The sequence below is a fragment of the Streptomyces sp. NPDC006544 genome (assembly GCF_040611715.1).
Classification (GTDB): domain Bacteria; phylum Actinomycetota; class Actinomycetes; order Streptomycetales; family Streptomycetaceae; genus Streptomyces.
The window spans coordinates 1-16,390 of the sequence record NZ_JBEXOV010000005.1 but is presented as its reverse complement, the minus strand read 5'-3'; the positions used below and the strand labels follow the sequence as shown (position 1 = coordinate 16,390).

The 16,390-nt window shown below is 73.3% G+C and carries 13 protein-coding genes and 1 pseudogene; 7 read left to right on the top strand and 7 right to left on the bottom strand.

What is annotated here, in order from left to right; translation table 11 throughout:
* Positions 1–13 precede the first annotated feature (13 nt).
* Positions 14–289, bottom strand: coding sequence for a hypothetical protein (locus ABZY44_RS03655; protein ID WP_356649926.1), 276 nt, complete (start codon positions 287–289; stop codon positions 14–16).
* Between the two features lie 253 nt (positions 290–542).
* On the opposite strand from ABZY44_RS03655, the gene ABZY44_RS03650 reads away from it, so the two are divergent.
* Positions 543–902 carry a DUF6204 family protein gene (locus ABZY44_RS03650; RefSeq protein WP_356649925.1) on the top strand — a complete coding sequence of 120 codons (360 nt, stop codon included), beginning with the start codon at positions 543–545 and terminating at the stop codon, positions 900–902.
* 196 nt (positions 903–1,098) lie between these two features.
* Positions 1,099–2,910: a galactose oxidase-like domain-containing protein gene (locus ABZY44_RS03645; RefSeq protein ID WP_356649924.1), complete on the top strand. Its 1,812-nt coding sequence runs from the start codon at positions 1,099–1,101 to the stop codon at positions 2,908–2,910.
* A gap of 205 nt (positions 2,911–3,115) precedes the next feature.
* Here the strand turns inward: ABZY44_RS03645 and ABZY44_RS03640 are convergent, their stop codons facing one another.
* The 3 genes from ABZY44_RS03640 to ABZY44_RS03630 all read right to left on the bottom strand — a co-directional run bounded on the left by ABZY44_RS03640 (position 3,116) and on the right by ABZY44_RS03630 (position 7,336).
* The gene (locus ABZY44_RS03640) at positions 3,116–3,730 is read right to left on the bottom strand and encodes a HutD family protein (protein ID WP_356649923.1); all 615 of its coding nucleotides are present in this window, start codon (positions 3,728–3,730) and stop codon (positions 3,116–3,118) included.
* Between the two features lie 99 nt (positions 3,731–3,829).
* Positions 3,830–5,374 carry an aldehyde dehydrogenase family protein gene (locus ABZY44_RS03635; RefSeq protein WP_356649922.1) on the bottom strand — a complete coding sequence of 515 codons (1,545 nt, stop codon included), beginning with the start codon at positions 5,372–5,374 and terminating at the stop codon, positions 3,830–3,832.
* Between the two features lie 360 nt (positions 5,375–5,734).
* A complete protein-coding gene (locus ABZY44_RS03630) occupies positions 5,735–7,336 on the bottom strand; it encodes an MFS transporter (protein WP_356649921.1) in 1,602 nt (533 codons plus the stop codon).
* 141 nt (positions 7,337–7,477) lie between these two features.
* Here ABZY44_RS03630 and ABZY44_RS03625 point away from each other — a divergent pair, with 141 nt between their 5' ends.
* From ABZY44_RS03625 to ABZY44_RS03610, 4 genes are all read left to right on the top strand, one after another.
* The gene (locus ABZY44_RS03625) at positions 7,478–7,921 is read left to right on the top strand and encodes a MarR family transcriptional regulator (RefSeq protein ID WP_356649920.1); all 444 of its coding nucleotides are present in this window, start codon (positions 7,478–7,480) and stop codon (positions 7,919–7,921) included.
* Between the two features lie 81 nt (positions 7,922–8,002).
* Positions 8,003–8,197, top strand: a complete 195-nt coding sequence (locus ABZY44_RS03620; protein WP_356649919.1) for a DUF5302 domain-containing protein — start codon at positions 8,003–8,005, stop codon at positions 8,195–8,197.
* A 294-nt stretch (positions 8,198–8,491) separates the two neighbouring features.
* A complete protein-coding gene (locus ABZY44_RS03615) occupies positions 8,492–8,902 on the top strand; it encodes a rodlin (protein ID WP_356649918.1) in 411 nt (136 codons plus the stop codon).
* A 190-nt stretch (positions 8,903–9,092) separates the two neighbouring features.
* Positions 9,093–9,977 (top strand): glycoside hydrolase family 19 protein, encoded by an 885-nt coding sequence (locus tag ABZY44_RS03610; RefSeq protein WP_356650073.1) that lies wholly within the window; start codon positions 9,093–9,095, stop codon positions 9,975–9,977.
* Between the two features lie 39 nt (positions 9,978–10,016).
* Here ABZY44_RS03610 and ABZY44_RS03605 read toward each other — a convergent pair whose 3' ends face one another.
* The 3 genes from ABZY44_RS03605 to ABZY44_RS03595 all read right to left on the bottom strand — a co-directional run bounded on the left by ABZY44_RS03605 (position 10,017) and on the right by ABZY44_RS03595 (position 15,987).
* Positions 10,017–12,797: a LuxR family transcriptional regulator gene (locus ABZY44_RS03605; RefSeq protein ID WP_356649917.1), complete on the bottom strand. Its 2,781-nt coding sequence runs from the start codon at positions 12,795–12,797 to the stop codon at positions 10,017–10,019.
* A 222-nt stretch (positions 12,798–13,019) separates the two neighbouring features.
* Positions 13,020–14,798: a S8 family serine peptidase gene (locus tag ABZY44_RS03600; RefSeq protein WP_356650072.1), complete on the bottom strand. Its 1,779-nt coding sequence runs from the start codon at positions 14,796–14,798 to the stop codon at positions 13,020–13,022.
* A gap of 451 nt (positions 14,799–15,249) precedes the next feature.
* A complete protein-coding gene (locus ABZY44_RS03595) occupies positions 15,250–15,987 on the bottom strand; it encodes a DUF1838 family protein (protein ID WP_356649916.1) in 738 nt (245 codons plus the stop codon).
* Between the two features lie 216 nt (positions 15,988–16,203).
* Between ABZY44_RS03595 and ABZY44_RS03590 the strand changes: the two are divergent.
* Positions 16,204–16,390, top strand: a pseudogene (locus ABZY44_RS03590) (hypothetical protein); the annotation flags it as partial.

Below are 16,390 nucleotides of genomic sequence, written 5' to 3'. Positions count from 1 at the left end.
TCGCGGGGGCTCGTCAGCCGCAGGCCCAGCAGCCCGCCCAGCAGCCGGAGCCGTGGTGGGCGGGGCGCCGGCGGCGGGCGGTGGCGGTACCGGTGGCGGTGGCAGTACCGGTGGCGGTGGCGGTACCGGTGGCAGTACCGGTGTCGGAGCCTTGTCGGCCGCCGGTGGAGTTGCGGCGGGCGAAGCAGGCGACCACCACTGCGATGGCGGCGAGTTCCTCCGGGGCGGCCACACCCTTCTCCACACGGATCAGGCTGGCCATCGGGGCTATCGGTGCGTCCTTCAGCATCGGCTCGGCCTCTCGCACAGACGGATCGCAGGACCCAGGAACCCCTCCCGCGATCACCAGGACTCCGGACGTAGCCGACGCTAGCGGCGGGCAACTCGCCCGGCATGCCGGGCGATGCGCGACCGCCCAGGTCAGGGGCGCGGCGGCCGCCCGGTGACGGGGCTGTGACCCCCGGCGGGCGTTGAGCCGTCCGGGTGGCGGCCACCGCGAAATCCCGGTGCGCGGGGCGAGGGGCGCCGCCTAGGCTGACGGGATGAGCACCCGCACCTTCCGCATCACCGTCCGGGGGTCCTTCGACGGCCTCGACGACGAGCAGCGCGCCGAGCTCCTCGCGGACGCGGCGCAGCACGACATGCTGAGCGCGAGGTTCACCCCCGAGGGGAACCTCACGTACGACCTGGCCGCCCGGCCCTTCTTCACCTTCCGCTTCCTGGCCGAGGGTGAGGCCGAGGAGGACATCCTGGACGCGACGGCGCATGCCGAGCTGGCGGCCGAGAGCTGGATGACCGAGCGCGGGTACGGCTTCAAGCGACTGACCTCGCAGGCCCAGGACCTCACGCTGGCCCCGCTGAGCAAGCGGCAGCGGCAGGCGGCCGCGCGGGAGAGCTCCTGAGCCGGAAGGTTCATGAGCGGGAGGTCTCCTGAGCGGGAGGGCTCGAGCGGCCTCCCCCGGCGGCCGGCCGCCGGGCCGGCGGGCCGGGCAGCCGAATGGCTCAAGGGCCGGGCGGCGACCGCGTCGAACGGCCTGTTTCGCTCGGGTATTTCCTAAGATGACCACTCCGCCGGAACCGCCCGCGCCGAGGAGTCCCATGCGCCGCCCGCAACGGTCCGCCCTGCTGTCCGCGGCCGCACTCGTCTGCGCCGCGGTCCTCACGACCACCCCCGCCGCAGCGCACGACGCCGGCGGCGGGAGCGACCCCGGTGAGGCCGCCGTCATCGGCGCGGACCACGCACGGGCGCACGCCGAACTGCGCCGCGCCGCCAAGGGCACGTCGGCCTATCCGCAGGCGCGGCGCACGGAGAGCCTGGAGGCGCTGCGCCTCTCGCAGCGCGAGGCGAACTCCGCCTTCGACGCGGCGCTCTCGGGCCGGTTCACCGACTACTTCCCCTCGCCCGACTTCGGCGTGCACGTCGCCCAGCTGCCCACCGGAAAGGTGCTGCTCTTCTCCTTCTCGCGGGTGGAGACCGACCCCACCAAGGAGACCGGCCCCACCGACCGGATCGGTCCGACCAACGCGGGTCGCGCCTTTCTGTGGGATCCGGCGAAGGGGACCGGACCCGGGGCGTTCAAGAAGGTGACGCCGCCCGTCGTGCTGATGCCCGACGGTACGCACGCACCGCGCCCCGCGCCGTTCTTCTGCGCGGGCCACTCGTTCCTGCCCAACGGGATGCTCGGGGTGTTCGGCGGCAACACGGGCGGCAAGGGCGGCAGCGGCGCGAAACTGTCCTTCGTCTTCGATCCGTGGACCGAGGGCTGGTACCGCAACCGCGACATGGCGGTGGGCCGCTGGTACCCGTCGGTGGTGACCGGCGCCGACGGCCGCCAGATCATCATGTCCGGCCAGTCCGAACGCGGTACGGGGACCCCGACCCCGGTCGTGGAGCGGTTCCCCGCGCTCGGGCAGCCGGTGCCCTGGCGGCCGTTCGACATCCCGCTGGACATCGCCTCGCAGCGGCTGCGCACCGACGCCCCGTTCCGCAACGACTATCCGCACCTCTTCTCGCTGCGCGACGGCATGGTCTACGGGCTCGGGCGCGACGCCGACCAGCAGTGGCTCTTCGACCCGCGCGCGGAGACCCGTACGAATCTGCCCAGGCGGCCCGCCGACTTCCGGGGCTACGGGTCCGCGGTGCCCTTGCCGGCCGGCTTCCGGGGCCCGGACTCGGTCCTGGTGCTCGGCGGCGACCCGCGCGACCCGCACACATACCGGCTGTCGGGCGGGGCGGCCGGCCGCTGGACCACTCAGGAGCCGCGCGCCTTCGGGCGGACCCAGGACGACACGCTGATCCTGCCGGACGGGAAGCTGCTGACCGTCAACGGGGCGCTGGACACCCGGAACTACGGTTTCGGGCCGTTCAATCCGAAGGCCGACCTGAAGTACCGGCAGACGGAGCTGCGCGGCGCGGACGGCCGGTGGCGGCTGGGGCCGGCCCAGCGGCTCCCCCGGGGGTACCACTCCAACGCCCTGGTCCTGCCGGACGGCCGGGTGATGGTCACCGGGGACGAGCTGCAGCAGATCGCCAACGATCCCGACATCGACGACGGCATGGACGGCTCGATCGAGATCTACGAGCCGCCCTACCTGCACGCGGGCGCCCGGCCCGCGCTCGACCGGGTCCCGGCGGGCGAGCTCGCCCACGACGCGGAGTTCTCCGTCGAGAGCGCTGACGCCGCAGGGGTCCGGCGCGCCGTGCTGCTGGCGCCGACCACCGTCACGCACGCGGTGAACACCAGCCAGCGCCATCTGGAGCTGCGGATGACCGGCGTCCGCGGCCGCACGATCGGGCTGCGGGCGCCTGCCACCGCGGCCGACGCCCCGCCCGGCTACTACATGCTGTTCCTCCTCGACGCGAAGGGCGTTCCCAGCGCGGCGAGGTGGGTCAAGCTCGGCAAGCGGTGAACCGCACCGCTCCCGGGCCGTCTGGTGCCGCGTCAGGCAATTCAGCAGTCCTTCGTGCCGGCCTGCCGCAAACTTGCAGATCGTTCTCTGTCTTTTGAGTGATCCGATCGCGTCACGCGGCCATCGCGGCACAGGTATCTAGCAGAGGGCGGCTTTGTCAACGCTCCGGGCCCACAGGGGCGCGGGGGCCGCCCCCGTCGCAGGGCTACGCGGTCTGAACGGGGCCGTCGGCCGCCGGGTGCGGGGCCAGCCGGACCACCGCCGTGCGCCCGGAGCTCCGGAGCACGAGCTCCCCGGCTCCCGTCACCAAAGCGGCGTCGTACGCGGCGAGTTCGGCGCGGAGTTCGGCGCCGCCCACCACCTCGGCCGTCCCCTCCAGGACGACGACCAGCAGGGTCTCCGCGGGCCGGACGGTGAGCGCGAGGTCGCCCCGTACGACGGCGGTGTCGGTGGTCACCACGCCTCTGCGGTACATCACGTTGAAGTTGACCACCGGCCCGCCCAGCAGCCGGCAGTCGGTCGGTTCGTCCCCGGGGAACCGCTGGGGCTCGAACCGCCGGTCCACGAGGCGCCGTACGCCCGCGATCCGCAGGTCCATGCCGGCGCCCTCGGCGAGGGTGAGGGTGCGCTCGACGCCCGGGAAGACGGAGAAGGGGCCGTCGGCCACGACCTCGGCCAGGCTGACCCGCCAGCCGAACGCGTCCATCCCGGCGCCCTCGGGCCCGGCGGCGATCTCCCGGGTGACTCCCCCACCGTTCTTCCACCCGGCCGCCGCGCGGTCGGCCGCCCGCAGGACACGGATCGCTGCTTCGCTGGTCATGACACCCTTCCGGGCCCGGGGAGGTGCTTCCCGGGCCCGGACGAGCCTATCCAGTCGAGCGCGCGGCCGCTGTGCCGGGCGGGGCGGCGCCACGGGCCGTCACGGCATCAGCTGGTACTCCGGGAAGTTGCCCGGGATCCGCTCGCCGTCGGGGCCGTCGGTGACGGCGTGGACGAGCAGCTCGCCTCCGACGAAGGCGCCGCGCCAGGAGGCGCCGAAGCCGCCGAAGAGCTCTTCGCGGTCACCGCGTGAACGGGGCTTGCCCTGGCCGATCTTGAAGGCCCGGATCTGCGGGGCGAGGCGGTTGAAGGTGGCGGGGTCGTCGGTGGAGAGGGTCGCGACGAGTGCCCCGTTGGAGGCGTTCATCGCCGCGAGGAGCTCGGCCTCGGTGTCCACGAGGACGATGGTGTCGACCGGCCCGAAGGGCTCCGCGTGGTAAAGCGGTGAGGACGCGGGCGGGCTGAGCAGGGTCAGCGGAGCCACGTAGGCCGAGGTGTCCTGGCCCGGCAGGAAACGGGCCGGATCCAGAGCGCCCCGGAAGAGCGGGACCGCCCCGTGCCCGACGGCCTCGGCGGCGTGGTCGGTGAGCTCCTTGGCCTTCGACGCGTTGATGAGGGGCCCGAAGTCCAGCTCGGGCAGCGGGTCGTCGGGGTGCGCCACCGCGAGGGGGTGGCCGGTACGGACCGAGGCGACGGCCGGCAGGTACGCGGCGAGGAAGGCGTCGAAGGCGGTGCGCTGGACGACGAAGCGCGGGTAGGCGGTGCAGCGTTGCTTGCCGTAGTCGAAGAGCTTGGGGATGACCGCGCCGAGGGACGCCCAGTCCGTGTGCTCCCAGATGCCCCAGGTGTTGAGGCCCTCTTGTTCCAGGACGTGCCGCTTGCCGAGGTCGGTGACGGCCGTGGCGATGCGGGCACCCGTGTCACGGCCGCCCACGAAGGAGACACAGCCGATCTCCGGGGACCGGACGAGGGCTTCGGACAGCTCGCCGCCGCTGCCGCTGATCAAGGTCACCGGGATGTTCTCGCGGTGGATGAGCGCGCAGGCCAGGGTGAGGCAGGCGAGCCCGCCGTCGGTGGGGGTCTTCGCGATGACGGCGTTGCCCGCCAGCGCCTGGACGAGCATCGCGTGGACCAGGACCGACATCGGGTAGTTCCAGCTGGCGATGTTGGAGACGGGACCTTCGAGCGGGGTCCGGCCCTCCAGCATGCCGTCGATGTTCTCCACGTACCAGCGCACACCCTCGATGGCACGGTCCACGTCGGCCTGCGCGAGCCGCCAGGGCTTTCCGATCTCCCACACCAGCAGGAGGGAGAGCAGCTCGCGGTGCTCGACGAGGGCGTCGAGGGCCGCGGTGACGCGGGCCCGGCGTTCGGGCAGCGGTACCCGGCGCCAGGCGCGGTGCTGGTCGAGGGAGGCCCGCACGGCACGGGCCGCGGTGGCGGCGTCCAGCCGCGGCGGCCCCGCGATGGGGCTGCCGTCGACGGGGCTGGTCGCGGGCAGCGTGCGGCCGTCGCTCTGCCAGGCTCCGCCCCACAGGTTCAGGACGCGGTCCTCGCGGAAGGCCTCCGGGGCCACGGCCAGAGCGCGCCGCCAGGCATCCGACCAGGCCGTGCCGGGCTTGAGGACGAGGGTGGGCTGTGCCATCTGTGAATCTCCGCTCAAGGGGTGGGCGGGGCGGGGAGCCGGCACGCGTCCGGACGCCCGCGCACCGGGGCTGCCGCACGCCGGGGCTCCGGGACGTCTGGTCCGACCGTGTGTACTGCTGTGCGGGACGAACCATTCCACCCGGCAACGGCGCGTCGCTCGAGGACCGGCAGGGCGGCGTCGGAGGCATGGCGGAGAGCCGGCGGTGGGATGACGGGGCGCCGGCGGAGGGAAGACGGGGACCGGCCGTGGGCACGGCAGCGGCCGGCCGGAACGGCGAGGCGCCCTGTGCCCCCGCGGGAACGGGGGGCACAGGGCGCCTGGTGCCGGGCGGGCGGGCCCGGCGGAACGACGGATCGGTCAGACGGCCGGGACCTGTCCGGCCGGCTGCTGCGCCGCCGCACCGGCCCCCTTGGAGGCAGCGTCCTCCTGGGTGGCCGCCGTCGGAGTGGCCGTGGTGGCCGTAGCCGTGGTGGCCGCGGCCGGGGTGCCCGCCGGCACGGAACCGTCGGTGGCCCGGGGGCCCTGGCGGCCGCGCAGGCCCAGTCCGCTGATCAGCGCGACCAGGCCGAAGGCCACGGCGCCGATGGTGAAGGTGAGGGTGAAGCCGGATTCGGCCGGCAGCGCGGGAACTCCCGGCGGGAGGTGGTCGATCGTCTTCGACGCCAGGATGGTGGTGACGATGGCGCTGCCGATCGCGCTGCCCGTGGAGCGGGAGATCGAGTTGATGCCGTTGGCGATGCCGCTCTGGTGGTGCGGAACGCTGGCCATGATGACGGCGGGCATCGCCGCGTAGCCGAAGCTGACGGCCGCGCCGACGATGAGACCGGCGCCGATCACCGAGGCGGTGTGGCCGTGGTCCAGGGCCAGCCAGCCGAAGCCGGCGGCGCCGAGGGCGGCGGCCATGGCCAGGGCGACGCGCGGGCCGCGGTGGCGGACGATCTGACCGCCGATCGGGGAGGCGAGCAGCGAGACGATCGCGCCGGGCAGCAGGAACTCGACGGAGGCGCGCAGGATCGAGGCGTCGAAGCCGTAACCGGTCAGGGCCTTGGGCATCTGGACGAGGTAGGAGACGCCCAGGAAGTTCGCGAACATGCCGAAGCCGACGAGGATGCCGGCCAGGTTGGCCATGAGGACCGGACGGTGGACGAACATCCGCATGTCGACGAGGGGCTCGCGGACCTTGAGCTCGGTCAGGACCCACACCGCGGTCATGACGACGGCGCCGGCGAAGCTGCCCAGCGTGCGGCCGGAGGCCCAGCCCCACTCGTGGCCCTGGGAGATCGGCAGCAGGAGCAGCAGCAGGGCGATGCCGAGGGTGAGCGCACCGAGGAAGTCCGTGCGTCCGCCGGTCTTGTGCCGGGTCGCGGGGACCAGGAAGACGACGGCGAGCAGCGCGAGCACCGCGAAGCCGGTGGCCATCCAGAAGGCGTTGCGGTAGTCGGCGCCGGCGCCCGAGGTCAGCAGCCCGGTGGCGACGAGCGCGAGCCCGCTGCCGAACGCGAGCGTGCCGCTGACCAGGGCCATCGCGCCGGGAAGCTTCTGCGGGCGGACCTCTTCGCGCAGGACGGAGAGGGCGAGCGGGAAGATCGCCGTGGCGGCGCCCTGGAGGACCCGCCCGAGGATCAGCAGCGGCAGCGAGGAAGCCAGCGCGGCGACGACGGACCCCGCCACCATGACGCCGAGCACGGCCACGAGCGTCGGCTTCTTGCCGTGCTGGTCGCCGAAGCGGCCGAGCAGCGGGGTGAAGACGGCGGCGGACAGCAGAGTGGCGGTGGTCACCCAGCTCACGTTCGCGGTGGTGGTGCCCAGGTCGTTGCGGATCAGGCCCAGGATCGGGACCGGCAGCGTCTGCATCATCGACACGACCATGGCGGCCAGGCTCAGGGCGAAGACGATGACCGTCTCGTTCCGGTGCCCGCCGGCCTGTGCGGTGGCGGAGGCGGAGGGGGTGGGGCTCATCAGGGAGAACCTTCTCAGTGCTTCAGATCACAGATGTTTGACGTCATCAACTACTTCGACTGCATCAGACGGTAGATCTCAATAGTTCAGATGGTCAAGTAAAAGGTTGATAATATGAAACACCTTGAGTACGCTCGTTGCATGAGCGCCACCACCGATCACGCCGTCCCGACCAAGCTGGAGCTCCTGGAGCTGCTCGCCGCCATCGGCACCGCCCAGTGGCGCGACTTCGCCGCGGCCGCCGCCCATTACGGGCTCACCTCCACCCAGGCCAAGGTCCTCGCCCAGCTGAACGGCCCCCTGCCGATGCGCGGCCTCGCCGCCCTGCTGGTGTGCGACGCGTCGAACGTCACGGGCATCGTGGACCGGCTGGAGGCCCGCGAGCTGGTGCGCCGCGAGCCCGACCCCGTCGACCGGCGCGTCAAGAACGTCGTGGCCACGGACGCCGGCCGTGACGTGATCCGCCGCGTGCGCGAGGAGATGCAGGCCACGCACGGCGCCCTCGACGTCCTGGACGACACCGAGAGCGCGACGCTCCACGCCCTGCTGGAGCGGCTCCGTCCGACCCTGGAGAAGGACGCCTGAGACCGCTCCGCCCGAACGCGCTGGCCAGGGGAAACGTCACCTGACAGACTGCAACGGCTTCAGCACACTCCAGGAGGACACATGTCAGAAGAAACCGACACCCCGCAGAACGAATCGCCGGCCGAGGAAGCCAAGCGAAAGTTCAAGGAGGCCCTGGAGCGCAACGCCGCCAATGCCCAGTCCCAGCAGTCGCACCAGAGCCGGGCGAAGATCCAGGGTTCCGGCGGCAACGGCCCCGGTGGCAAGAACAAGAAGGTCCGCCGCAAGACCGGCTGACCGCAGCGCGGCCGCTCCGACGCGGCCGCGCGACAGCCGGCCTCGACGGGGTCAGGGACCACACGGTCCCGATCCGGTCGAGGGCGGCTTCCAGGGGAGCGCACGCACGCGCCCGGGGATCGCGCCCCGGCCGGCGGCCTTGAGTCAATCGGCCGATACCGGATGTCACCTGCGGAGTGGACTGTTGCGCCAGTCGGGTGACGGGCGATAACCCTCTGTGTCCACGGCAGTTGAGCAGCTCGTCCCGCCGAGGGCAGCTATCTCATGCGACCGTGCGACAGAAGAAGGATCCCCATGCTCAAGAAGTTCATGGCCACCGCAGCCGCCACCGCAGCCGTTCTGGGTGCCGGTGCCGCCGTAGCCTCCCCGGCGATGGCGATCGGCAACGACCACGGTGTCAACACGGTCAACGGCAACGAGGCTTCGCAGATCTACGGCAACCAGGAGACCAGCGGCAAGATGAGCCCGCAGCTGTCCGCCATCCAGGGCTCGCTGAACAAGCTCTGTGTCGGCCTGCCGGCGAAGGTCAACGCCCAGTCGATCCTGGCCGCGATCAACGTCGGCGTCCAGGACATCAACGTCCTCGCCAACCCGCAGAACCAGCAGTGCGCCGAGAACTCGACCCAGGCCAAGGGCGACGACTCCGCCTCACACATCCTCGACAACATCCCGGTCCTCTCCGGCAACCTCTCCGCCGGCAGCTGACCCACGGCGAACCGCGCCCGCGTCCCACCCTCCCGGGTGGGACGCGGGCGCGTTGTTTTGGTCTAGACCTTGACAGGTTCAGACCATTCTCGATTCAGTGGCCGTAGTTGTCCCCACGACGACGCACGACAACTCCCCCCGCTGAAGGAGCACTTCCGTGATACGCACCCTGCGCCACCGCGCGCTCTCGATGGCGGCCGCCGCCGCCGTCACCCTCGGCCTCGCGATCGCCCTGCCCGCCTCCCCCGCCGCCGCCGCTCCGGCCTGCGCCGGCGCGTGGGCCTCGTCCGCCGTATACACCAACGGCATGAACGCCTCGTACAGCGGCCACAACTGGCAGGCGAAGTGGTGGACCCAGGGCGAGACGCCCGGGACCACCGGCCAGTGGGGCGTCTGGGCCGACCAGGGGGTGTGCGGCGCCGGAGGTCCGGTCGACCCGGACCCGGGCAACCCCTCCGGATTCGTGGTCAGCGAGGCCCAGTTCAACCAGATGTTCCCGAACCGGAACTCCTTCTACACCTACAACGGCCTGGTCGCGGCCCTGTCCGCCTACCCCGCCTTCGCCCACACCGGTGACGACACCGTCAAGCGGCGCGAAGCGGCCGCCTTCCTGGCCAACGTCTCGCACGAGACGGGCGGCCTCGTCCACATCGTCGAGCAGAACACCGCCAACTACCCCCACTACTGCGACACCAGCCAGCCGTACGGCTGTCCGGCCGGGCAGGCCGCGTACTACGGGCGCGGTCCCATCCAGCTGAGCTGGAACTTCAACTACAAGGCGGCCGGGGACGCGCTCGGCATCAACCTCCTCGCCAACCCCTACCTGGTCGAGCAGGATCCGGCCGTCGCCATGAAGACGGCACTCTGGTACTGGAACACCCAGAACGGCCCCGGCACGATGACGGCCCACGCGGCCATGGTCAACGGGGCGGGCTTCGGCGAGACCATCCGCTCCATCAACGGCTCCCTGGAATGCAACGGCGGCAACCCGGCGCAGGTCCAGAGCCGCGTCAACTCCTACCAGGGCTTCACCCAGATTCTGGGCGTGACCCCGGGCAACAACCTGAGCTGCTGAGGCCGGCGTACGGGACCGCGGCGCCGGCGGGCCACCGCGTCAGCGCGCACGCAGCGTGGTGGCCAGCTGGGCCCGGGACCGGACGTCGAGCTTCTGGTAGATCCTCGTCAGGCGGGCCTCCACCGTCTTCACGCTGACGAAGAGCTTCGCGGCCGCCTCCTGGTTGCTCGCGCCCTGGGCGACGAGCAGCGCGAGGCGGGTCTCGGCCTCCGTGAGGGCCGCCAGGGCCGGCGTCCCCCCGTCCTCGCCCGAGGACGGGGACGGGGCGGGCGACGGCTCGCGCGCGAGCTCCGCCCAGGGGGTGGCGCCCGCCTCGGCGAAGGCGTCGGCGGCTGCCCGGAGCGCGGCGCGCGCGGGTGCCCGCCGGCGCCGGCGCCGCTCAACCCGGGCCAGGGCGAGCAGCGTTCGGGCGCGCTCCAGCGGGAGCTGGAGGACCGCGAACCGCTGGGCGGTGGCCTCCAGCAGGGCCACCGCCTCCTGTGCCTCGCCCTGCGCGGACAGGCACAGCCCCAGGGCCCGGTCGAGGGCGGCGATCACGCTGGTGCGGCCGAGCGCCAGGGCCGTCGTACGGACCCGGGCCTGCAGCTCGGCGGCCTCCTCGAGGGCGTCGGCGGCGACCAGGGCCTCGGCGAGCTCCCCGTGCCAGCGCAGGATCGAGGGGTCCACCACCTGCTGGGCGGCCTCCAGTTCGGCGACCCGGCGCAGGGTGGCCACGGCCTTGGCGGCCTCGCCGGTGGCCAGTTCGACCAGTCCCAGCGCGTGCAGGCTCCGCGAGAGGAAGACCTGGTCGTGTTCCTCCTCCGAGGCCTGGATGCCGCGCCGGGCGTATCCGGCGGCTCGTGCGAAGCCGCCGCCCATCGCCTCGGCCATCGCGGTGACGTACCAGGCGGGGCCGGGCGAGAGTCCCGCCTCGATGGTGAGTTCCAGGGCGTCGCGGGCGTGCGTGCGGGCGGCCGCGCACCTCCCGCCGCGCAGTTCGACCTCGGTGAGGCTGCGCAGCACCTCGAAGACGTCCTCGGCGGATCCGGTGCGCCGCACGGCGGGCAGCAGCACGAGCAGCTGGCGCCTCGCGTCGGCGAGCCGGTCGTCGAACAGGGCATGGCGGACGGCCAGGTACTGCGGGGCGTTGCGCATGCCGAGCGGTACCTCGGGCGCGGGCAGGGCGAGCGCTTCGGCGAGGATCTCCTCGGCGTCGGGGTCCCCGAGGATCCGGCCCATGCGGGCCCGCACCGTCAGGGCCATGGCTTCGGCGACCTGGTCGCCTCCGGCGGCGGCCAGTACGCCGGCCTCGGCGGCGGCGTCCCGGGAGCGGACGGGGTCGCCGTCGCTGAGGTTGTGCTTCCAGGCGGTCCGCAGCCGGACGGCGGCCTGCAGCGCGGGATCGCCCTCGGCGTCGGCGGTGGCGTGGGCGAAGGTTTCGTCGAGGGCGCCGAGGGCCTGTCCGGCGGCGTCGATGACGGCGAGCCGGGCGCGGACCCGGTCGGCGGGCGAGGAGTCCCGGGCCAGTACGGCGCGCGCGGCACGGCGGGCCAGGTCGGCGCGGCCGGCCCAGCCCGCGTCCTCGGCGGCCCCGACGAGCCTGGCCAGCTCATCGCCGGGCAGGTGGCAGGGGGTGCGGTCGGCGGCGAGCAGGCCGAGTTCGGCGGCGAGCACCCGCTGGCCACGACGACGGCAGACCGTGGCGGCCTCGGCGATCTCGGCGGCGAGCCACTGGTCGGGGGTGTCCACGGCGAGCGCGCGGTGGCGCAGGGCCTGGACGGGGTCGTCGACGGCGGCGGCGAGCGCCGCGTGCCCGGCGGCCCGTCCGGCCCAGCCGGCGTCGGCGGCCAGCGCGGTCGGCAGGGCCCCGGCCGTGAACCGGACCGCGCCGTCCTCCTCCACCGTGACGAGCGCGGCCCGTTCTGCCACGGCGAGCTCGGCTTCCGCGTCGGGGCGTCCGGCCCGGCGCAGCAGGGCGGTGGTGGGGCGCGCGGCGAGGGCCGCGAGGAGCAGGGTGCGGCGGGCCTGGGCGGGTACGACGCCGAGGAGCCTGCGGGCCACGTCGCGGGCCTGGCCGGAGACGGGCAGCGGATCGGCGTGGTGGGCGCCGCCGTCGCGGGTCCCGGCGGCTTCGGCGAGGGAGTGGCCGAGGGCCAGGGCCAGGCGCGGATTGCCGCCGCTGGCCTGGTGGATCCGGCCGGCGAGGCGGGCCGGGAGGCCGCGGCGGACCAGCAGTTCGGCGATCTCGTCGGTGGCGAGCGGAGGGACCCGCAGGTGGGGGGCGCCGGGTCCGCACAGCGGTTCGGCGAGGGGGGCTCCGCCCTGGACGCACTCGGCGGCGAGGACCCGCACGCGCGGCGGGGTCAGGCGCAGCGCGAACCGGAGCAGGTCGGTGCTCTCGGCGTCGAGCCACTGGGCGTTGTCGAGCGCGAGGAGGACCGGGCCGCGGGCGGCGAGGGTGCGCAGCACCTCGACCACGGCGAGGCGCAGGGCGACGTGGTCACGGCCGGCGCGGGGTGCGTCGGTCTCCCGGCGCAGGAGGGCGATGGCGGTGCGCTGGGGTCCGGAGAGCTGCTCGAGGGCGGCGGCGGGGACGGATGCGAGGAGGGCCGCGGCGGAGGCCTCGGGTATCCACCGGTCGGTGGCCTCGGGGGCGAGGAGGAGCACGGTCTCGTGGCGGAGCACGGCGGCCTCGGTGAGGGCGCGCACCACCTCGGTCTTGCCCGCGCCGGCGGGTCCGGTGAGCAGGGCGCGTCCGTGCGTGGTCAGAGCGCGGTCCACCGCCTTGATCAGTTCACCGTGCCCGACGGTCGTGTCAGCGTGCCCCGTCGCCGCCACCACGCGCAGCCACCAGCCTCTCGGTCCCCGTTTCTGTGCCCTTCCTGTGAGACGCGACAATACGAGGTCGGATGCCCGGCGGGCCCGGATTGTGACGCAGAATTCAGCCGGCCGACGGGAAAACCCGCCGGACCTGCCGATACGAGGTGTATCGGCAGGTCCGACGGGCTGCTTGGTCCGTACTATCGCCCTGTCAGGGCGCGTGGGTGTGCGGAATCCGGGGGCTCAGAAGCCGAGGCTCCACGCGTCGATCTTGCCGGTGTCCCCGCCGGCGTTGTCGTTGACGCGCAGCTTCCAGGTGCCGTTCGCCACCTCGGAGGAGGCGTTGACGGTGTAGGTCTGGTTGATGTTGTCGGTGCTGCCGCCGGCGCGGTTGTGGAGCGTGTACACCGTGCCGTCGGGGGCGACGAGGTCGACCTTGAGGTCACCGATGTAGGTGTGGACGATGTTCACGCCGACCTTGAGGGCGGCCGGGGCGTTGCCCGTGACCCCGGTGACGGTGATCGGGCTCTCCACCGTCGTGTTGTCGCCGATGGCGACGTCCGCGGTGTTCTCGAAGGCCGGGGTGGCCGGGGTGGAGGTCACCGCGGTCACCGTCGCGGCCGCGTCGGCGAGGCCGGAGCCGCAGCCGCCGGTGCAGGTGCCGGCCAGCGGGCGGGCGTTCGCCTTGATGGCCGCCTCGATCTGCGCCGGGGTCAGCGAGGGCTTCGCGGCGGCGAGGAGCGCGGCGAGGCCGGCGACGTGCGGGGCGGCCATGCTGGTGCCCTGGTAGGGCTTGTAGATCTCGGCGCCGGGGGTGGTGGTGCCGGAGTTCAGCGAGGAGAGGATGCCGTTCTCGGGGGTGGTGACGGTGCCCGGCGTGTCGGTGGCGCGGCGGGTCTCGCCGCCCGGGGCGGCGACGTCGATGATCGCGCCGAAGTTGGAGTAGAAGGAGCGGTCGCCGGTGCGGTTGCTTGCGGCCACGTTGATCACGTTGTTGCAGCTGGCCGGGGTGAAGCCGGCGGCGTCCGCGTTGCTGTTGCCCGCCGCCACGACGACGGTGGTGCCGCGGCCGACGGCGGCGTTGATCGCGTTCTGGTAGCTGCTGGTGCAGGCACCGGATCCGCCGAGGGACATGTTGATCACCTTGGCGGGGGTGGCGTTCGCCGGGACCCCGGCGACGGTGCCGCCCGATGCCCAGGTGATGGCGTCGACGATGTCGGAGGTGGCGCCACCGCACTTGCCGAGGACGCGGACGGGCTGGATCTTGGCGTTGTACGCGATGCCCGCGACGCCCTTGGCGTTGTTCGCCGCGGCCGCGATGGTGCCGGCGACGTGGGTGCCGTGCCAGGAGGAGTCACTGGCCTTGGAGCCGGCACCGCACTCGTCGGCGGCGCTCCAGTCGCCCTGGTCGGCCGGGTTGTTGTCGCGGCCGTTGCCGTCGCGGGCGGCGCTGGAGGTGGAGATGAAGTCGTAGCCGGCGACGATGTTCGCGGCCACGTCGGAGTGGGCGACGTAGCCGGTGTCGATCACGGCGACGGTGACGCCGGAGCCGGTGGACTTGTCCCAGGCGGCCTGGACGTTCATGCCGGCGACGGGCTCGAAGAGGTCCCACTGCTTGGCGTACTCGGTGTCGTTGGGAGCGACGGCCAGGGCGTACGCGCGGGAGTCGGGCTCGACGTAGGCGACGTCGGGGTCGGCGCGGAACTGGTCCATGACGGCGGCCGCGTCGGCGGGGGCGGTCGCACCGCCCAGGCTGACGAGGGCGGCGCCGGTACCGAGGCGGCGCTCGAACTTCGCCTTCTTCGACGCCTTCTTGCCCTTGGCGGTCGCGTCGTCGGCGGCCGCGGCGTTGGAGCCGGCCTCGGCGGCGGAGGACTTGTACCCGACGATGAGGTTCTCGACGGGCGCGGCTCCGGCGGGAGCGGCCGGGGCGATGGACGTCTGCGCGGCGCCGGGGGCGGGATCCGCGGTGGACAGCGCCATGGAGGTGGTGGCGGATCCGGCGAGCAGGGTGACGGACATCGCCACCACGGATATGAGCCTGCGTCTGGATGCGAGCACGGTGTTCCCCTTCGCGGGCCGCCGCGGCCGGCGGGCCGCGGCGACCGGTTGGTGCAGTGTGGGAGGTGTACGTACCGGCGGCGGCGGGACCGGAACGGGCTTGGTCGAACCCGCCCGGCCACCGCTGCTCACCACGTTGCCCGCCGCGACGTCGGGGCGGGGCAACGACGGTTCCGGCGACGTTCCGACCGCGCGCCTTCGCACCATGTGGGGTTGGCACGGGGGCAGTTGGGACGGGGAGGATCGCCGGTGGGCAGACAGTAGGCAACGCGGGGGTGAACTCGATACGGGGAAAACCCTTGTCCGTCCCCTCCCGGACCCCTGCCCGGCCCCTCCCGGGCCCCTGACCAGGCCCCTTCCGGACTCCTCCCCGGCCCCCGTACCGCCGCCCGGACGGCCCTCCCCGGCCGGGTCAGACCGGCGGGTTGAGCTTGCGGAAGTAGGTCCAGCTGGTCTCGTTCGGCTCGGTCCACTTCTCGGGCGCGTGGGCGAACTCCGGATGGTGGGCGGCGACGTACGCGCGGGTGCGGTCCGGCACCTCGTCGTAGGAGGCGAGTTTGCGGCCGCGGCAGTGGAAGGTGAGTCCGCCCGGGCGCGGGCCCTGTTCCATCCAGGGCAGCCAGGGCGACATCCGGGTCCAGGACATGCTGGACGCGACGCCGGGCGCGTCGGTGGTGAGCACGGAGGCCGGGGCGAAGAACTGGAAGAGCTCCAGGGCGCGGTAGGTGTCGTCGGCCGAGTTCTCCGGGTACTGCTCGACGGGGAGCGGGGAGGGGTAGGCGAGCGGGATCTCCAGGCTGAAGCAGACCTGGTCGCCGAGTTCGATCATGGGCACCGGGAAGGGGCGCCAGCGTTGGTTCGCGGGATCGTTCCAGACGTGCACCACCGGCTTGTCCTGCCAGGTCTCCAGGATCTCGCGCGTCTGCGGGTCCAGGTAGAACGCGGCCTCACGCGTGAGCAGTCGGTAGGTTCCGGGGCCTTCGTCCTCGACCAGCCGGGCCACGTTCAGACCCTCGAAGCCGAAGAGGCGCCGGTAGGGCTCGCCGGGGGCCCAGGAGTAGACGTCGCCCGTCCACCAGAAGGTGACCTCGCTCCCGTCGAGGGAGGCACGGGTGCGGGCGAGGGCCTGGAGGAGATCTTCAGGAGTCATACCGGGAACTGTGCGCGGTCCGCCCGTGCCGGGCAAGGACCCGGTCGGCCATGCCGCATGACGGGGGCCTGACCCGGGCCGGACGGACCGTGCGGCACCTTCACCCTGCGGGCGGCGGCCGGGACCGGCAGGGACCGGCAGGGACCGGCCACGATCCGCGCCCGCCCCGCGGACGCAGGTTGACGGACGCGGGGCGGGGCGGCGACGGTGACCCGCATGGGGAACGAACGCCGCCTGCTCACGCTGCTGATGTGCCTGGTCCTGGGGGGCGGGCTGACCGCTGCCGTGCTGGGGGCCGCGCGGGCGGGCGCGGCGCGGGAGCCGGCGGCGGAGGCGGCTGGCCTTGGGCTTCACGCAGGTGATGCCGGGGATCCGCGTGAGCAGGTCGTACGCCGTGTCGCGC

Coding starts and splice junctions, on each gene's coding strand:
- ABZY44_RS03640 (WP_356649923.1), bottom strand. CDS start 3,730: ATGACCAGCGAAGCAGCGATCCGTGTCCTGCGGGCGGCCGACCGCGCG.
- ABZY44_RS03620 (WP_356649919.1), top strand. CDS start 8,003: ATGTCAGAAGAAACCGACACCCCGCAGAACGAATCGCCGGCCGAGGAA.
- ABZY44_RS03615 (WP_356649918.1), top strand. CDS start 8,492: ATGCTCAAGAAGTTCATGGCCACCGCAGCCGCCACCGCAGCCGTTCTG.
- ABZY44_RS03630 (WP_356649921.1), bottom strand. CDS start 7,336: ATGAGCCCCACCCCCTCCGCCTCCGCCACCGCACAGGCCGGCGGGCAC.
- ABZY44_RS03655 (WP_356649926.1), bottom strand. CDS start 289: ATGCTGAAGGACGCACCGATAGCCCCGATGGCCAGCCTGATCCGTGTG.
- ABZY44_RS03625 (WP_356649920.1), top strand. CDS start 7,478: ATGAGCGCCACCACCGATCACGCCGTCCCGACCAAGCTGGAGCTCCTG.
- ABZY44_RS03635 (WP_356649922.1), bottom strand. CDS start 5,374: ATGGCACAGCCCACCCTCGTCCTCAAGCCCGGCACGGCCTGGTCGGAT.
- ABZY44_RS03645 (WP_356649924.1), top strand. CDS start 1,099: ATGCGCCGCCCGCAACGGTCCGCCCTGCTGTCCGCGGCCGCACTCGTC.
- ABZY44_RS03610 (WP_356650073.1), top strand. CDS start 9,093: ATGGCGGCCGCCGCCGCCGTCACCCTCGGCCTCGCGATCGCCCTGCCC.
- ABZY44_RS03650 (WP_356649925.1), top strand. CDS start 543: ATGAGCACCCGCACCTTCCGCATCACCGTCCGGGGGTCCTTCGACGGC.
- ABZY44_RS03600 (WP_356650072.1), bottom strand. CDS start 14,798: ATGTCCGTCACCCTGCTCGCCGGATCCGCCACCACCTCCATGGCGCTG.
- ABZY44_RS03595 (WP_356649916.1), bottom strand. CDS start 15,987: ATGACTCCTGAAGATCTCCTCCAGGCCCTCGCCCGCACCCGTGCCTCC.